Below are 17,380 nucleotides of genomic sequence, written 5' to 3'. Positions count from 1 at the left end.
TTAGTGCCGGTCGCAGCACTAGTTCTCGCTGAGTCGGCTGCTCATCCAGTCCAGCGCCGAAGGGATCTCCCGTCGCCAGGTGTTGAAGTTGTGCCCGCCGCTTTCGAGCACGATCGACGAGACCTGGGCGGGCGGCTTCACCTTGGCGATGAACTGCCGCGTGGCGCGGTAGTTCCCCTCGCCTTGCTTGGAGGTCGTGACGAGGAAGGACGAGTCGGGCTGCGGCAGATTGTCCAGGCTCCACATCAGATCGGAGCGGTCACGCGCCCCCTGGTCGCCGTGGAAGAGGTCGCCGGTCGTCGGGTCCTCGGCCGCCTTGTAGTACGCGGAGAGCCCGGCGCTCGCGGCAAATCGGTCCGGGTGGTGGAACCCGATCTTCAGCGCACAGTAGCCGCCGGTCGAATTACCCATGATTCCCCAGTTACGGGCCGACTTGCCGACCCGGTACGCATCCGAGACCGCCCGCGGCAGATCCTCGGCGAAGAAGGTCTCGGTCTGCGGTCCGTCCTTGATGTCCACGCACTCGGTGTCCCGCGGCGGCGCAACCGTCGGTCGGAGCATCACCAGGATCATCGGCTGCGCCCGGCCGGCCCTCACCCGTTCGTGTGCCGTTCGCGGGTACTGAAGACCCTTCAGAAGATTCTCCGAGACGCCCGGGTAGCCGGTGAGGACGACGACCGCGGGGAATTTCCGGCGGGCGAACGCCGGCTGGAAATACTCCGGCGGCAGATACACATACGCCGAACTCTCGATCTTCGACTTCCGCCCCGCGATCACGACCTTGTCGATCCGGCCGCCGATCGTGGGCCGCGCACCACCCGGCACGTCAGGCCGTTCTATCCCGACCTGCACGATGTTCTTGGATGCCTGCGTTCCGGCCGCGTGGTCCGTGACCACGCCCAGATCCTGCTTCTGGCCGAACAGATCGGCCCAGGAGCCGTAGAAAAGGAACGAGTTGTTGGCCACCAGAGCGACGGAGACGAAGACCGTCACCTGAGTCGCCAGCAGCAGTCCGACCCTGCCGAACACCGCGGAAACACTGCGCCGGGCCAACCGCGGCCAGAGCCAGACCGTGGCCGCGAAGAACACCACGGCCAGCATGATGGCCAGGGCCAGAAATGTCCTGCTGGTAAGACCCATGGGGGTGAGCTTTCTTGTCTGGAAAATTCCGGTCGGCGGATGAACCCTCGCCCCGGAAGCCTCGTCCTACAGATCGCACATCGTCCAAAGGGCCTCGGCCGAAGGACTCAAGAATCTCTCGCGGAACCACGGGAAGCGATGTCTGTCACGCTAGATGGGGATAAATCAGGATCGGTTCCGAAGCCTGTACGCAAATTCGTACGCGGCCCGCGCCCCGAATCCGTACCGGCGCTGGTCGGTACCGCCTGCACCGCCGTCGGCCTGATCGATATCGCTGCGGGCGTCTTTCCCCGCTTCCGGCACAGCCGGATGCACACTCTCGCCGAGGTGCTCCCCGGCGCCCTCGGGCCGTTCACCGCAGCCCTCTCGCTGAGCGCAGGCGTCCTGCTGCTGCTCCTCGCCCACGGCCTCAAGCGGCGCAAGCGGCGGGCCTGGCGGGCGGCCGTCGTACTGCTGCCGGCCGGTGCGCTGGCACAGTTGGTCTACCGGCACTCGGTCACCGGCACGCTCGTCTCACTGGCGCTCTGCCTGCTGCTGGTCCGCCACCGCGGTGAATTCGCCGCACTTCCGGACCCCAGGAGCCGCTGGCGGGCCCTGGCCAACTTCGTTCTCCTCGGTGCGGGTTCACTGGGCCTGGGCCTGATCATCGTCAGCGTCCACCCCGGCCGGGTCGTGGGGAGCCCCAGCATCGCCGACCGACTCCAGCACGTGCTGTACGGGCTGTTCGGCTTCGAGGGCCCCGTCGAGTACGCCGAAGTCACCTCCTGGACCGTGGCGTACTCGCTCGGCGCCCTCGGTCTGCTGACCGCCGTCACCACCATCTACCTCGCCTTCCGCCCCGAGCACCCGGCCGCCCGCCTCACCCAGGACGACGAGGCCCGGCTGCGCGCCCTGCTGGAGAAGCACGGCGGCCGCGACTCGCTCGGCCACTTCGCGCTCCGCCGCGACAAGGGCGTCGTTTTCTCCCCCAGTGGCAAGGCCGCCGTCTGCTACCGCGTCGTGTCCGGGGTGATGCTGGCGAGCGGCGACCCGGTAGGCGACGTGGAGGCCTGGCCAGGCGCCATCGAGCGCTTCATGGACGAGGCCAAGGCCCACTCCTGGACCCCTGCCGTAATGGGCTGCAGCGAGACCGGCGGCGAGGTCTGGACCCGCGAGACCGGACTCGACGCACTGGAACTCGGCGACGAGGCGGTGGTGGATGTCGCGGATTTCTCGCTCGCCGGGCGTGCGATGCGCAACGTACGCCAGATGGTGAAGCGCATTGAACGTCTCGGCTACGAGACCCGGGTCCGGCGTGCCCGCGACATCGGCGAGGCCGAGCTGACCCGGATCCGGCGCGCCGCCGCCGACTGGCGCGGCACCGACAACGAGCGCGGCTTCTCCATGGCGCTCGGCCGGATGGGCGACCCAGCCGACGGGGACTGCATCATCGCCACCGCCCACAAGGCCGACGAGCACACCGCCGACTCCCCGTACGGCGATCTGAAGGCTGTGATCCACTTCGTCCCGTGGGGCAGGGACGGCATGTCGCTCGATCTGATGCGCCGCGACCGCGCCGCCGACCCGGGCATGAACGAGCTGCTGATCGTCGCCGCCCTGCAGGCCTCATCCCGGCTCTCCGTCGAGCGCGTCTCGCTGAACTTCGCGATGTTCCGCTCGGCTCTCGCCCGCGGCGAGAAGCTGGGCGCGGGACCGGTGCTGCGGATCTGGCGCGGACTGCTGATCTTTCTGTCGCGCTGGTTCCAGATCGAGTCGCTGTACAAGTTCAACGCCAAGTTCCGGCCTCGCTGGGAGCCTCGTTTCGTCGTCTACCGCACCGCCCGTGATCTGCCCCGCATCTCCCTCGCGGCCATGCAGGCCGAGGGTTTCGTGAGCCTCGCGCTGCCCCGCCCCTTCGCCCGCCGATTCCCGGCCCGTCTGCCGCGCCCCTGCGCCCACACCCGGGCGCCGGGGCAGGAGCACCACGCCCGCGCGGCGTAACAGCACGCTGTACGGGGCCTACGCTGGTCGCATGAGTACGTTGCGTGGACGAGGCACGGTCCAAGGTCTGCCGGAATGGGACCGCTGCGCGGTCATGGGTGTCGTCAATGTGACTCCGGACTCCTTCTCCGACGGCGGCCGCTGGTTCGACACCACGGCCGCGGTCAAACACGGCCTCGACCTGGTCGCCGAGGGCGCCGACCTGATCGATGTCGGCGGCGAGTCGACCCGCCCCGGCGCCAGCCGGGTGGACGCGTCGGAGGAGTTGCGGCGCGTGGTTCCGGTGGTCAAGGGCCTGGCGTCCGAAGGGGTCACGGTCTCCGTGGACACCATGCGGGCCCGTGTCGCCGAGGAGTCGCTCGCGGCCGGAGCCGCCCTGGTCAACGATGTGAGCGGTGGCCTCGCCGACCCGGACATGGTCGGGGTCGTCGCCGCGGCCGGCGCGCCGTTCGTCGTGATGCACTGGCGTGGCTTCAGCGAGTCCATGAACAGCCGGGCGGTGTACGAGGACGTCGTCGCCGAGGTCGTCGCGGAGCTGCGGGAGCGGATGGACGCCGTGGTCGCCAGCGGCGTCGCCCCGGAACGGATCGTGATCGACCCCGGTCTCGGCTTCGCCAAGGACGCCGGCCACGACCTCTCGCTGGTCGCCCACCTCGACGAACTGGGTGCCCTGGGCCGCCCGCTGTTGGTCGCCGCCTCCCGCAAGCGCTTCCTCGGCCATGTGCTGGCCGGCGAGGGCGCCGCACCGCCGCCCGCCCGCGAACGCGACGCCGCCACTGCGGCGGTCTCCGCGCTCTCCGCCCGCGCCGGTGCCTGGGCCGTCCGGGTCCACGAGGTACGGGCCACGGCCGATGCCGTACGGGTCGCGCGCGCCGTCGAGGGAGCCGCGTGAGCGGGCCCCGCGACGAGCACGCGGAGGCGGCCGCCGACATCGCGGCCGTCGAGCAGGCCAACACCGCCTTCTACGAGGCGATGGAGCGCGGCGACCTCGACGAGCTCTCCGGGCTCTGGCTGCCGGGCGAGGACCTCACCGTCTCCTGCGTCCACCCCGGCTGGCCGGTGCTCACCGGCCGCGGTGAGGTGTTGCGCAGTTACGCCCTGATCATGGCGAACACCGAGTACATCCAGTTCTTCCTGACCGATGTCGGGGTCTCGATGACCGGCGACACTGCCTTGGTGACCTGTACGGAGAACATCCTCAGCGGCGGCCCCGCGGAGGACGGCAACGCGCTCGGGCCGCTGGTCGGCCAACTCGTCGTGGCCACCAATGTGTTCCGGCGCACGCCGGACGGCTGGAAGCTCTGGTCCCACCACGGCTCGCCCGTCCTCACCGAATCCGGTGAAGACGAGGACGAGGACACCTCCTCCTGACCGAAGCATCCGCCCGACGGGGGGTTCAAAATCCGGGACTGCGGGTAAAAGCGGCTACCGGCCCCGCAAGGCCGTGTCCATAGCCCCTCGGGCGAGCCCTGTCAGTGCTCGCAGGTAGATTCGAAGAAGAGCACCCAGCCGTCCGCACGCGGCCCCGTGTCTCTACGCCCAACGACAGTCAGGAGTGATTCGCGTGGATCGTGTCGCGCTGCGCGGCCTCAAGGCCCGTGGACACCATGGCGTCTTCCCGCGGGAACGGGAAGAGGGCCAGACGTTCATCGTGGACCTGGTGCTCGGCCTCGACACCCGCCCAGCGGCAGCCGCCGACGACCTGACGAAGACCGTGCACTACGGCATCGTCGCGGAGGAAGTCGTCGAGGTGGTGCAGGGGGAACCGGTGGATCTGATCGAAACGCTCGCGGAGCGCATCGCGCAGAAGTGCCTCAAGCACGAAGGAGTCGAGGAGGTGGAGGTGGTGGTGCACAAGCCGGATGCGCCGATCACCGTCCCCTTCGACGATGTGACCATCACCATCACCCGGAGCCGAATATGACTGCATTTTCTGCCGAGGGGCAGAGCGACCCGACCGTACAGCCGGTTCCCGCCTCCGTGGTCGAGCAGGTGGACGCCGCCGACATCACCCTCTCCAACCCCAAACGCGCCGTGATCTCCCTGGGCTCCAATCTCGGCAACCGCCTGGAGACCCTCCAGGGCGCCATAGACGCCCTGGAAGACACCCCCGGTCTGCGGGTCAAAGCGGTCTCGCCGGTGTACGAGACGGAGCCCTGGGGCGTCGCTCCCGGCTCCCAGCCCTCGTACTTCAACGCGCTGATCGTCGTGAAGACGACGCTCCCTCCGTCCTCCCTCCTGGAGCGCGGCCAGGCCATCGAAGAGGCCTTCGACCGGGTCCGTGAGGAGCGCTGGGGCCCGCGCACCATCGACGTCGACATCGTGGCGTACGCGGATGTCGTCTCCGACGACCCGGCGCTCACCCTCCCCCACCCCCGGGCCCATGAGCGCGCCTTCGTGCTCGCCCCGTGGCACGACATCGACCCCGAGGCCCAGCTGCCCGGCGTCGGCCCCGTCGCGGAGCTGCTGGCCGGTACCGGCCGTGAGGGCGTACTGCCCCGGGCCGATCTGGAACTCCGTCTGCCCGAGTAGTCGTTAGGCTCAACGGAAACGGACCACTGGCGACACTCACCACTGGCGGCGAAGGGCGGATCACTCGGTGAAGCAACTACGGCTCGGGGTACTGGTCGGCCTCTTCGCCGCGGCCGGGGTGCTCTCCTGGGGCGGTGCCCGCCTCTGGGACTCCTTGGGCAGCCTGCCGAGCGTTCCTCTCGCCGCGCCGATCGTGCTCGCGGTGATCGCCGCCATTCTGCTCGCGACGGCCCTGTCCATCCGTTCCCGGCTGCGCGCCCAGCGTGAGCGCCGACCGGGAGCCAAGGGTGTCGAGCCACTGATGGCGGCCCGTGCAGTCGTGTTCGGCCAGGCCAGCGCGCTGGTCGTCTCCCTGGTCTCCGGGATGTACGGCGGCACGGGCGTCTTCCTGCTCGGCTCCCTCGACATTCCGGCCCGCCGCGATCAGGCGATCTACGCGGGCTTGGCGGTCCTGGCCGGCATCGCGGTGGTCGCCGCGGCCCTCTGGCTGGAGCGCATCTGCAAGCTCCCGGAGGACGAGGACAACGACAAGAGCTCGGCGGCCGCATAGCGGTCACCGAGCTCTCCCCTCACAGCCGCTCCGGAGCTGAGGTCGTCAGCTCGCCATGATCAGGCTCATGGCCTCGGCACGCGTCGCGGGTTCGCGGAGCTGGCCGCGTACCGCCGAGGTCAGCGTCTTCGCACCCGGCTTGCGGATGCCGCGCATCGACATGCACATGTGCTCGCACTCGACGACGACGACGACCCCGCGCGGTTCCAGGATCTCCATGAGCGAATCGGCGATCTGCGTGGTGAGCCGCTCCTGGACCTGCGGGCGCCGGGCGTAGACATCGACGAGGCGGGCCAGCTTCGACAGACCGGTGATCTTGCCGCTGGTGGCCGGGATGTACCCGACATGCGCGACGCCCCGGAACGGCACCAGGTGGTGTTCACAGGTGCTGAACACCTCGATGTCCTTGACCAGCACCATCTCGTCGTGGCCGAGGTCGAACGTGGTCGTCAAGACGTCCTCGGGCTCCTGGTAGAGGCCCGCGAATATTTCCTTGTACGCCCGTGCCACCCGCCCCGGCGTCTCGCGCAGTCCCTCACGGTCCGGGTCCTCGCCCACGGCGAGGAGGAGTTCGCGCACAGCGGCCTCTGCCCGCTTCTCGTCGAACTCACCGATCGGACCCTGGCCGTCCGACGTCACCGGGTCGGTCATCTGTGCCTCGTTTTCCTCTGAGCTATCACCCGCACATACCTCCGCACGGGCGTACGAAAAAGCCGCGCCCCCACAGGCTAGAACCTGCGAGGGCGCGGCATCCATTCCGGGCCCGGTGCGGCCCCGTGACAGGGGCCACACCGGGGTCGCAGGACCTCAGCTCTCGGAGCGGTCCTCCGGCAGCACCTCGGTCGCCGGGACGGAGTCCGTGGGGATGACCGAACCGTTGGCCGTGGCGGCACCGTTGGTGAGGGCGAGCTCCTTCGGCGAGAGCACCGGCGGCCGCGTCGACGGGGTGCGTCGGGCGGAACCGGTCCATGCCGGACGGGACGGGCGCTTCACGATCGGGGCGAAGATCTCGGCGATCTCCTCCTTGCCGAGCGTCTCCTTCTCGAGGAGCTGGACGACCAGGGCGTCCAGCACGTCGCGGTTCTCGACGAGGATCTCCCACGCGTCGTTGTGCGCGGTCTCGATGAGCTTCTTGACCTCTTCGTCGACGAGGGCCGCGACCTCTTCCGAGTAGTCGCGCTGGTGGCCCATCTCACGGCCCACGAAGGGCTCGGTGTTGTCGCCGCCGAACTTGATCGCGCCGAGCCGCTCCGTCATGCCGTACTGCGTGACCATCGCGCGGGCCGTCGCAGTGGCCTTCTCGATGTCGTTCGCAGCGCCGGTGGTCGGGTCGTGGAAGACCAGCTCCTCGGCCGCGCGCCCGCCCAGCATGTAGGCCAGCTGGTCGAGCATCTCGTTGCGCGTCGTGGAGTACTTGTCCTCCTCCGGGAGCACCATCGTGTAACCAAGGGCGCGGCCGCGGGAGAGGATCGTGATCTTGTGGACCGGGTCCGACTGGGGAGAAGCCGCCGCGACCAGGGCGTGTCCGCCCTCGTGGTACGCGGTGATCTTCTTCTCCTTCTCGGACATGATCCGGGTCCGCTTCTGCGGACCTGCCACGACGCGGTCGATGGCCTCGTCGAGCATCTTGTTGTCGATCAGCTTCAGGTTGCCACGCGCCGTGAGGAGCGCCGCTTCGTTCAGCACGTTCGACAGGTCGGCACCGGTGAAGCCGGGCGTACGACGGGCAACGGCGCCGAGGTCGACGTCCTTCGCGACCGGCTTGCCCTTCTGGTGCACCTTGAGAATCTCGAGACGGCCCTGCATGTCCGGCCGGTCGACCGCGATCTGCCGGTCGAAACGGCCCGGTCGCAGCAGCGCCGGGTCGAGGATGTCCGGCCGGTTCGTGGCGGCGATCAGGATGACGCCGCCCTTCACGTCGAAGCCGTCCATCTCGACGAGCAGCTGGTTCAGCGTCTGCTCGCGCTCGTCGTGACCGCCGCCCATTCCGGCGCCGCGGTGCCGGCCGACGGCGTCGATCTCGTCGACGAAGACGATCGCCGGGGCATTCGCCTTGGCCTGCTCGAAGAGGTCACGGACCCGGCTGGCGCCGACACCGACAAACATCTCGACGAAGTCGGAACCGGAGATCGAGTAGAACGGGACGCCCGCCTCGCCCGCGACGGCGCGCGCGAGCAGCGTCTTGCCCGTACCGGGAGGCCCGTACAGCAGAACGCCCTTGGGGATCTTGGCGCCGACGGCCTGGAACTTCGCCGGCTCCTGGAGGAACTCCTTGATCTCCTGGAGCTCCTCGACGGCCTCGTCCGACCCCGCCACATCGGCGAACGTCGTCTTCGGGGTGTCCTTGGTGATCAGCTTGGCCTTGGACTTCCCGAACTGCATGACCCGGGAGCCGCCGCCCTGCATCTGATTCATCAGGAACAGGAAGACAACCACGATCAGGACGAAGGGCAGCAGCGAGAGCAGGATCGAGATGAACGGGGACTGCTTCGACGGCGCGACAGTGTAGCCCTTGTCGATCTTGCCGCTCTCGAACTTCTGCTGCAGCGTGTCGGCCAGCTGGACACCCTGGTCGCCGATGTAGCTCGCCTGGAACTTGCTGCCGGATTCGCCCGGAAGCTTCTGCCCCTTGTTCAACTCGATCTTGATGATCTGTTCGTCACCGGTGGTCAGCTTGGCCTGCGCCACCTGGTCCTTGCTGATCGCCTGGACCACCTTGCCGGTGTCCACCGATTTGTAGCCGCCCGACGAGCCGACGACCTGCATCAACACGACCACGGCGAGGACGGCCAGCACGATCCACATGACCGGCCCACGGAAGTATCGCTTCACGTCCATCCATACGGGGCGATGACGCCCCGTCCCTCCTGCCCGTAGGTAAATGCTGCTGTGAGAAAAGACTGTTCTTCGGACGGTACCCCAGCATTGTCGCCTGTGACCGCCGGGTGCGTCTGTCAAAACCCGCCTTCAATGGCTCAACGGCGGGAATCCGGTGAAAGGTTCCCAGCCGTCCGCCCGGTCGGGCCGGGCACCCCGGCCGGGCGTCAGACGCCGGGAGGCGGTCAGCCCCCGTATACGTGCGGGGCGAGCGTGCCGACGAAGGGGAGGTTGCGGTACTTCTCCGCGTAATCCAGCCCGTATCCGACGACGAACTCGTTGGGGATGTCGAAACCGACCCACTTGCAGTCGAGCGCGACCTTGGCCGCGTCCGGCTTGCGCAACAGGGTGCAGATCTCCAGGGACGCCGGCTCACGCGAGCCGAGGTTCGACATCAGCCAGGACAGCGTCAGGCCCGAGTCGATGATGTCCTCGACGATCAGGACGTGCTTGCCCTTGATGTCGGTGTCCAGGTCCTTGAGGATCCGGACCACTCCGGAGGACTGGGTGCCCGCGCCGTACGACGAGACGGCCATCCAGTCCATGGTGACGGGGGTGGACAGCGCGCGCGCCAGGTCCGCCATCACCATCACTGCGCCCTTGAGGACGCCGACGATGAGCAGGTCCCTGCCCGCGTACTCCGCGTCGATCTTCGCGGCCAGCTCGACGAGCTTCGCGTCGATCTCTTCCTTGGTGAGGAGCACCGACTGAAGGTCGGTGCCCATGTCCTTCTCGTTCACCCACGTCTCTTTCTCTGCCTGCCGGAAACCGGGGTGGTGCCCCGGCCCCTGGGCGGTCGCTCGCCTGCGTGTCAGCCGCTCGTGCTTCAGCTCTGCCGAATCACCAGTCTGCCACCCTGCCGCATGGCTTCGACCCGGCCAGGCAGGTTGATGGCCCGCTGGCCGCGCCAGCCAGTGATCAGACGGTCGACTTCCTCGATGTGCCGGGCGAAGAGCGAACCGGCCGGGGAGCCTGCCTCCACGGCGGCCCGGCGCAGTACCCGGCGGCGTACGGCGGGCGGCAGCGCGTACAGCTTGGCGCACTCCAGCCGGCCCGCGTCGTCCCGTACGGCGTGGTCGGCCTCGGCGGCCCAGGTGTCCAGGGCGTCGGCGTCGTCACGGGAGAGCTGCGCCGTACGGGCCAGGGCCTCGACGACCCCTTTGCCCAGGGCCTTCTCCAGGGCCGGCAGGCCCTCGTGGCGCAGCCGGGAGCGGGTGTAGGCGGGATCGATGTTGTGCGGGTCGTCCCAGACGGGCAGCGACTGGACGAGGCAGGCCTTGCGGGCGGTCTGCCGGTCGAGCTGGAGGAAGGGGCGGCGGTAGCGGCCGGCCGGGCCGGATGCGGCTGCCATGCCGGAGAGCGAGCGGATGCCGGAGCCGCGGGCGAGGCCCAGCAGTACCGTCTCCGCCTGGTCGTCACGGGTGTGGCCGAGCAGGACGGCGGCGGCGCCGTGCCGGTCGGCCGCCGCGTCCAGGGCGGCGTAGCGGGCGTCGCGGGCCGCGGCCTCGGGTCCGCCCTCCTGGCCGACCTGCACGGCGACGGACTCGACCGGGTCGAGGTGCATGGCGGTGAGGCGGTCGACGACCTCGGCGGCCCGGGTGTCGGATCCGTCCTGGAGGCCGTGGTCGACGGTGATGCCGCCGGCCCGGACGTCGAGTTTGCGGGCCTCGAAGGCGAGGGCGGAGGCGAGTGCCATGGAATCGGCGCCGCCGGAGCATGCCACCAGCACCAGCGGGGTGCCGGGGCGTTCGGGGAGTGCGACGCGCTGCCTGCCCGCACCGGCTTCGGCGAGCTCGGGGTGCGGGGTGCGCCGGGTGTGCTCGGCGCTCCGGGCGTTTTCTGTGAGTACGTCGTGGAGTACGCGGCGAACCGCCAGGCGTATCGCCGCGACCGCAGGATGGGGACCCATGTCCGGTGCCCTTCGTGAAGTTTTGGGAGGTGCCTCGGAGTGCCGGGACAGGAAGAGTGCCGTCACTCAGAGTGCATCGATGGTGACAGAGGCAAGCCGTCCATCGAGCATTGCACGCCTTCCCATGCCCCTAGGGTCCCTCGGATGGGTGATTACCGGCGCGTTCGTGTCCGTCGCCCGCCGTCCGGCCCGGCGTGATCAGGACTCTGCCCTACGGTGCACCCTCGCGATCCAGTCCGTCGGCTTCGCGATCTCCGCCTTGGTCGGGAGGGTGTTCGGCGAGGTCCAGACACGGTTGAAGCCGTCCATGCCGACCTCGTCGACCACGGCACGGACGAATCGCTCGCCGTCGCGGTACTGACGCAATTTGGCATCGAGTCCGAGAAGCTTGCGCAGCGCCTGGTCGAGGCGGCTCGCACCGCGCGCCCTGCGCTGCTGGAACTTCTCCCGGATCTCGCCGACGGAGGAGACGACCTCGGGGCCGACGCCGTCCATCACGTAGTCGGCATGGCCTTCGAGCAGGGACATCACGGCGGTGAGCCGGCCGAGGATCTGGCGCTGAGCGGGTGTCTGGACGAGTTCGACCAGGCTGCGGCCGCCGTCCTCGCCGTCCTCGCCCTCGGGGCGGCCTCCGGCCAGGGACTGGGCGGCCTCGCGGAGCCGTTCCAGCACGGTCATCGGGTCGACGTCGGTCTCTTCGAGGAATGACTGGATTTCGCCCTGCAGATGGTCGCGGAGCCAGGGCACACCGGTGAACTGGGTGCGGTGAGTCTCCTCATGGAGCGCCACCCAGAGCCGGAAGTCGTGCGGGTCGACGTCGAGTTCGCGCTCGACGTGCACGATGTTCGGGGCGACGAGCAGCAGCCTGCCGCCGCCGTCGGCCGAGGCCGGGAGCTCACGGGTGACGGGGGCGAACGTTTCGTACTGGCCGAGGACCCGGGAGGCCAGGAACGACAGCAGCATCCCCACCTCGACGCCGGTCACCTTGCCGCCGACCGCGCCGAGCACGGCGCCGCCGGGGCCGTTGCCGCGCCGGTCCTGCATCTTGCCCAGCAGCGGGCGGAGCAGTTCGCGGAAGCCCGCGACATTGGCCTTGATCCAGCCGGGCCGGTCCACGACCAGGACCGGGGTGTCCTCCGGTTCGGTCCCCTCGGGGATCAGCCGGGTGAAGGAACGGACATGCTCCTCCGCGGCCCCGGCATGCCGACGCAGCTCCGCGACGACCTCGCGGGCCTCCTCGCGGCTGATCTCGGGTCCCGGCCGCACTAGTCGGGTCGCGGTCGCGACCGCGAGATTCCAGTCGACCATCTCGGCACCACCGATGCTCGTCATGTGTCAACCGTACGTGCTCGGGTGCGTCCGCGGTGTGGAGTCGACCGGCTCATCGGGTGGGGGCGGCGAGGCTGGTGGCAAGGGCGTCGAGGGAGGACTGGGCCTGGGACGGGGACGTCGTACCGGATGCCAGGAAGGCGAAGGCGAGCAGTCGGCCCTGCTCGTCGACGACCGTCCCGGCGAGGGTGTTCACACCGGTGAGGGTGCCGGTCTTGGCGCGGATCAGGCCGGTGCCTGCGGACTTCTGGGTGTAGCGGTCGCTGAGGGTGCCGGTGAACCCTGCCACCGGGAGGCCGGTGAGGACGGGGCGCAGTTCGGGGTGATCCGGGTCGGCCGCGCGGGCGAGCAGGCCGGCCAGCAGTCCGGCGGTGACCTTGTCCTTGCGGTTCAGTCCGCTTCCGTCGGCGAAGTTCGCGCCCTTCAGCGGCAGGTGAAGCTTCTTGAGCTGTGCGGTGACGGCCCGCCGGCCGCCTTCGAAGTCGGCCCGTTCGCCCGCGGCCAGGGCGGTCTGCCGGGCGAGCGCCTCGGCGATGTCGTTGTCGCTGTTGGTCAGGGTCCGTTCGACCAGGGCGGAGAGCGGGGCGGAGAGGTGCTTGGCGACCGGCCGGGACTTGGCGGCCGGCCGGCCGGGCGCCGGACCGGACCGGGTGGCGATCCCGGCGTCGTCGAGCAGCTCGCCGAAGGTCCGGGCGGTGTCACGGGCCGGGTCGTCGCTGCGTGGGGCGGGCCCGCTGTCGGAGCTGTCGAGCCTGCCCTCGTCGGTCATCAGGGCGCTGACGGGCGCGATGTTCTCGTTGGGGCCGATCGGATGCCGTGCCGGGCCGGAATAACGGGAGGTGTCGTACGTGAGGCGGACCGACTTCACACCCCGGTCCTTCAGGGCGCGGGCGGTGTCGGCGGCCAGCGCGCGCAGGGCGGCCTTGTCGAGGGTGGGGTCGCCGCCGCCGACCAGGGTGATGCTGCGGGAGTCGGGGGACGCCCGGACCGTCGTGGCGATGCGGTGGTCGGGGCCGAGCGCGCTCAGGGCGGCGACCGTGGTGGCGATCTTGACGGTGGAGGCGGGCGTCATGGGCGTGTCGGCGCCCTGGCCGTACAGCCGCTCGCCGGTGGCGGTGTCGATGACGACGGCGGTGCGCACGGTACCCAGAGCGGGGGCCTTCAGCAGCGGGCCGAGGGTGGCACTGAGGGTGGCCGCTTCGCCGTCCGGGGCGTCGCGGGCGTCCGGGGCGGCGTTGTCGACGACGGAGGAGAGGGGCGCGAGGACGGCCGGGGCGCTGGGCGCGGGCTTCGGTGCAAGTGGTGCACCGGGTTCGTGATGTACGCCACCTGTGGGGATCCGGGCGGCGGCCCAGTCCTGCTCGGCCTTACGCTGACCCGAGTCCCAGGGGCCGGCGGCAAGGACGACGCCGGCTGCGAGCGCCAGGCCGAGGCCGGCGGAGACAGCCGTGAACTGCCGATCGTTCAGTCCCTTCAACCTGATCACGCTGCCCGGCCGGGTGAGCCTGCTCAGCTTGTCGAGCGGATCGACCGACGGTCTTTTCACCGGCTCGTCCACCGTTGACCAGCCCCTTTCGCGAGCACACATCTGCGTGGGGGACACTTAATCACCAGTCGTATGTCTTGATCATGGAGGAGCCACCCGTGGAGTTCGACGTCACCATCGAGATCCCGAAGGGTTCGCGGAACAAGTACGAGGTGGACCACGAGACCGGTCGGATCCGCCTGGACCGTCGACTCTTCACTTCGACCAGCTACCCGGCGGACTACGGCTTCGTCGAGAACACCCTCGGCGAGGACGGCGACCCGCTGGACGCGCTGGTCATCCTGGACGAGCCGACCTTCCCCGGCTGCCTCATCAAGTGCCGCGCCATCGGCATGTTCCGGATGACGGACGAGGCCGGCGGCGACGACAAGCTGCTGTGCGTGCCGGCCTCCGACCCCCGGGTGGAGCACCTGCGCGACATCCACCACGTGTCGGAGTTCGACCGCCTGGAGATCCAGCACTTCTTCGAGGTCTACAAGGACCTGGAGCCCGGCAAGTCCGTCGAGGGCGCCGACTGGGTTGGCCGCGCCGAGGCCGAGGCCGAGATCGAGGCCTCCTACAAGCGCCTTGAGGCACAGGGCGGCGCGCACTGACCCAAGGGGTCGCGGCCGGATTCCGGCCGAGGTACATCGCACGGTTCCGTTCATGGTTCCGTGCCAGAGCTGGGCGGCACTCCTTCCGACGGGGTGCCGCCCGTCTCGTATGCCCGTCGGCTCCGCGTGCCCTGTCCGTTCCGCGCGCCCTGCCCGTTCCGCGCGCCCTGCCCGTTCCGCGCGCCCTGTCCGTTCCGCATGTCTGTCCGTGCCGTGGGTCCGCCCTCATCGCATCCGCACCCTTGTCCGTGGCCATACTGGGCAGAAGCGCAACCGAAGACGCGCAGCCGATGAGGAGCGAGGTCGAGTGGTGGCGGAACCGGGCGGTCCGGAGGACCAGAAGCCCCAGTCCGACGAGGCGCGCAGCGCCTTCGTCCCGCCGGCCGGGGTGGGGAGGCCCGCGGCTGCCTCCGACGACGACCATCCGACGTCGGAATTCGCTGTTCCGGCCGGTCTGACGGCCGAACTCCAGGGGTCGGGGAAAGGTTCCGTTTCGGGCTCCGGATCCGGTTCCGGTCCGGCCTCCGGCTCGGACACGATCGGCTCCGCCTTCGCCCCGCCGCGCGTCTACGGCGCCCAGCACCCGCCGCCCGCCTTCACTCCGGCGCACGGCACCCCGTTGATCCGGCTGACCGAGGAAGCCCCTTGGCAGGACCGGATGCGCACGATGCTGCGGATGCCGGTCGCCGAGCGCCCGGCACCCGAACCGATGCAGAAGTCCGACGAGGTGGGTCCCGCGGTGCCGCGCGTGCTCGACCTGACGCTGCGTATCGGGGAGCTGCTGCTCGCCGGCGGTGAGGGCGCCGAGGACGTCGAAGCGGCGATGTTCGCGGTGACCCGCAGCTACGGCCTGGACCGCTGCGAGCCCACGGTCACCTTCACTCTGTTGTCGATCTCGCACCAGCCGTCGCTGGTCGACGACCCGGTGACGGCGAGCCGCACCGTACGCCGTCGCGGCACCGACTACACCCGGCTGGCCGCCGTCTTCCGGCTCATCGACGACATCACCACCGAGGATGTCGAGGTCTCACTGGAGGAGGCCTACCGGCGCCTGGCGGAGATCCGGCGCAACCGGCATCCGTACTCCGGCTGGGTGCTGACGCTGGCCGGCGGCGGTCTCGCGGGGGCGGGATCGGTACTGGTGGGCGGCGACGCGCTGGTGTTCGTGGTGGCCGCGATCGGCGCGATGCTCGGCGACCGGCTCGCCTGGCTCTGTGCCGGGCGGGGGCTGCCGGAGTTCTACCAGTTCGTGGCGGCGGCGATGCCGCCCGCCGCAATGGGCGTCGCGCTGACCCTCACCCACTGGTCGGACGTACGGCCCTCCGCGGTGATCACCGGTGGGCTGTTCGCCCTGCTGCCGGGGCGGGCCCTGGTGGCGGGCGTGCAGGACGGGCTGACCGGCTACTACATCACCGCCGCCGCGCGCCTGCTCGAAGTCATGTACCTCTTCATCGGCATCGTCGTCGGTGTGCTGCTCGTGCTGTACATGGGGCTTCAGCTGGGGGCCCAGCTCAACCCCGAGGCCGGGTTCATCGCCCACGACCGGCCGGTGGTGCAGATCCTGGCTTCGATGGCGCTCTGTTTCGCCTTCGCGATCCTGCTCCAGCAGGACCGGTCCACGGTGCTCGCGGTGACCCTCAACGGCGGTGTGGCCTGGGTGATCTACGGGGCGATGGCCAGGACCGGCAACATCTCGCCGGTGCTCGCGACAGCGACGGCGGCCGGCCTGGTGGGCCTGTTCGGGCAGCTGTTCTCGCGCTACCGGTACACCTCGTCACTGCCGTTCATCACGGCGGCGATCGGCCCGCTCCTGCCCGGCTCGGCAACGTACTTCGGTCTGCTGGGCGTGGCACAGGGCAATGTGAACGCCGGGCTCGCCTCGCTGTCGACTGCGGCAGCGACAGCGCTGGCCATCGCGATCGGGGTGAATCTGGGAAGCGAGATCTCCCGGCTGTTCATGCGGGTGCCGGGGGCGGTCGGCGGGGCGAATCGCCGCGCGGCCAAGCGGACGCGCGGCTTCTGAGGCTGCCGCCGGTACGGCTCGGCCTCTCAGCGCTTGGCGTGGCGGCCGCGCTGACCGGAGGCCGGGCCTCCATCGGCGGCCGGGCCGTGGTCCTCGCCGCCGCCGGGCGCTGGTTCCTTCTTCGACTTGGAGCGGGCCCGCAGGTACTCGATCGCGATCGGCAGCACCGAGATGAGCACGATCAGGATGAGTATCGCCTCGATGTGCTCGCGCACGAAGTCGATCTTGCCGAGGCCCGCGCCGAGCAGCGTGACCCCGACGCCCCAGAGCACACCGCCGATGATGTTGAACGTGATGAACGAGCGGTAGTTCATCCGGCTCACACCGGCGATGATCGGCGTGAAAGTACGCACGACGGGCACGAAGCGGGCCAGGATCAGCGACTTCGGTCCGTACTTCTCGAAGAACTCGTGTGCCTTCTCGACGTTCTCCTGCTTGAAGAAGCGGGAGTCCGGGCGCTTGAAGAGCGATGGACCGACCTTGCGGCCGAAGAGATACCCCACCTGGTCGCCGATGATCGCCGCCAGCGCCACCAGGGCGCAGACCAGCCCGAGCGGAACCTTCAGCTGGCCCGTGGTAACCAACAGGCCCGTGGTGAAGAGGAGCGAGTCACCGGGAAGGAAGAAGCCGATCAGCAGTCCGGACTCGGCGAACACGATGAGGAGAACGCCGGGAAGTCCGAAGGTGTTGATCAGATAATCCGGGTCCAGCCAGCTCGGTCCGAGCGCAAGCGTATTCAAGGGTCCGGGCTCCTGGATCGATCGATGGTGGCTGCGTGGCCGCTCAAAGCTATCAACGCCGGATGACACCCCCGGGTTCCAGTGCTCCCTGCGGGAATGCACACCGGGCGAACCGGGATAAAACAACCCTCCAGGAGGTGCCACACGATGGGCACTGAGGA

The 17,380-nt window shown here is 69.5% G+C and carries 16 protein-coding genes; 8 read left to right on the top strand and 8 right to left on the bottom strand.

The window, feature by feature from the left end; genetic code table 11:
• Positions 1-18 precede the first annotated feature (18 nt).
• A complete protein-coding gene (locus ABT115_RS12320) occupies positions 19-1,140 on the bottom strand; it encodes an alpha/beta hydrolase (RefSeq protein WP_351787414.1) in 1,122 nt (373 codons plus the stop codon).
• Positions 1,141-1,278: 138 nt separating this feature from the next.
• On the opposite strand from ABT115_RS12320, the gene ABT115_RS12315 reads away from it, so the two are divergent.
• The 6 genes from ABT115_RS12315 (at position 1,279) to ABT115_RS12290 (ending at position 6,202) form a co-directional block, all read left to right on the top strand.
• Entirely contained in the window at positions 1,279-3,120 is a 1,842-nt protein-coding gene (locus tag ABT115_RS12315; protein ID WP_351787411.1) for a phosphatidylglycerol lysyltransferase domain-containing protein, read from the top strand.
• Between the two features lie 31 nt (positions 3,121-3,151).
• Complete coding sequence (gene folP, locus ABT115_RS12310; RefSeq protein WP_502969078.1) at positions 3,152-4,012, top strand: dihydropteroate synthase; 861 nt, start codon at positions 3,152-3,154, stop codon at positions 4,010-4,012.
• Entirely contained in the window at positions 4,009-4,491 is a 483-nt protein-coding gene (locus ABT115_RS12305; RefSeq protein WP_351787408.1) for a nuclear transport factor 2 family protein, read from the top strand. The genes folP and ABT115_RS12305 overlap by 4 nt, the downstream gene beginning before the upstream one ends.
• A gap of 193 nt (positions 4,492-4,684) precedes the next feature.
• Entirely contained in the window at positions 4,685-5,044 is a 360-nt protein-coding gene (gene folB, locus ABT115_RS12300) for a dihydroneopterin aldolase (RefSeq protein ID WP_351787405.1), read from the top strand.
• Positions 5,041-5,652, top strand: coding sequence for a 2-amino-4-hydroxy-6-hydroxymethyldihydropteridine diphosphokinase (gene folK / locus ABT115_RS12295; RefSeq protein ID WP_351787403.1), 612 nt, complete (start codon positions 5,041-5,043; stop codon positions 5,650-5,652). The genes folB and folK overlap by 4 nt, the downstream gene beginning before the upstream one ends.
• 67 nt (positions 5,653-5,719) lie before the next feature.
• Positions 5,720-6,202, top strand: coding sequence for a DUF3180 domain-containing protein (locus tag ABT115_RS12290; RefSeq protein ID WP_351787400.1), 483 nt, complete (start codon positions 5,720-5,722; stop codon positions 6,200-6,202).
• A gap of 45 nt (positions 6,203-6,247) precedes the next feature.
• Here the strand turns inward: ABT115_RS12290 and folE are convergent, their stop codons facing one another.
• The 6 genes from folE to dacB form a co-directional block, all read right to left on the bottom strand.
• A complete protein-coding gene (gene folE / locus ABT115_RS12285; protein WP_351787398.1) occupies positions 6,248-6,853 on the bottom strand; it encodes a GTP cyclohydrolase I FolE in 606 nt (201 codons plus the stop codon).
• Positions 6,854-7,009: 156 nt separating this feature from the next.
• Complete coding sequence (gene ftsH, locus ABT115_RS12280; protein WP_351787395.1) at positions 7,010-9,040, bottom strand: ATP-dependent zinc metalloprotease FtsH; 2,031 nt, start codon at positions 9,038-9,040, stop codon at positions 7,010-7,012.
• Between the two features lie 224 nt (positions 9,041-9,264).
• Positions 9,265-9,804, bottom strand: coding sequence for a hypoxanthine phosphoribosyltransferase (hpt, locus tag ABT115_RS12275; RefSeq protein WP_266752243.1), 540 nt, complete (start codon positions 9,802-9,804; stop codon positions 9,265-9,267).
• 101 nt (positions 9,805-9,905) lie between these two features.
• On the bottom strand, positions 9,906-10,988 hold the full coding sequence (gene tilS / locus ABT115_RS12270) for a tRNA lysidine(34) synthetase TilS (protein ID WP_351787392.1): 1,083 nt from the start codon (positions 10,986-10,988) through the stop codon (positions 9,906-9,908).
• Positions 10,989-11,186: 198 nt separating this feature from the next.
• Positions 11,187-12,320: an Rv3626c family coenzyme F420 biosynthesis-associated protein gene (locus tag ABT115_RS12265; RefSeq protein WP_351787389.1), complete on the bottom strand. Its 1,134-nt coding sequence runs from the start codon at positions 12,318-12,320 to the stop codon at positions 11,187-11,189.
• Between the two features lie 49 nt (positions 12,321-12,369).
• Positions 12,370-13,875 carry a D-alanyl-D-alanine carboxypeptidase/D-alanyl-D-alanine endopeptidase gene (gene dacB / locus ABT115_RS12260; RefSeq protein WP_351787386.1) on the bottom strand — a complete coding sequence of 502 codons (1,506 nt, stop codon included), beginning with the start codon at positions 13,873-13,875 and terminating at the stop codon, positions 12,370-12,372.
• 86 nt (positions 13,876-13,961) lie between these two features.
• Between dacB and ABT115_RS12255 the strand changes: the two genes are divergently transcribed.
• Entirely contained in the window at positions 13,962-14,456 is a 495-nt protein-coding gene (locus ABT115_RS12255; RefSeq protein ID WP_003968257.1) for an inorganic diphosphatase, read from the top strand.
• Positions 14,457-14,763: 307 nt separating this feature from the next.
• A complete protein-coding gene (locus ABT115_RS12250) occupies positions 14,764-16,479 on the top strand; it encodes a threonine/serine exporter family protein (RefSeq protein WP_351787383.1) in 1,716 nt (571 codons plus the stop codon).
• Between the two features lie 26 nt (positions 16,480-16,505).
• On the opposite strand, the gene ABT115_RS12245 is transcribed toward ABT115_RS12250, so the two are convergent.
• The gene (locus tag ABT115_RS12245; RefSeq protein WP_351787380.1) at positions 16,506-17,219 is read right to left on the bottom strand and encodes a DedA family protein; all 714 of its coding nucleotides are present in this window, start codon (positions 17,217-17,219) and stop codon (positions 16,506-16,508) included.
• Between the last annotated feature and the right edge of the window lie 161 nt (positions 17,220-17,380).

Source organism: Streptomyces sp. NPDC001832, assembly GCF_040297265.1.
GTDB lineage: Bacteria > Actinomycetota > Actinomycetes > Streptomycetales > Streptomycetaceae > Streptomyces.
Note: the sequence above shows the minus strand (reverse complement) of the source record. Positions and strands in the feature narration are given on the sequence as shown.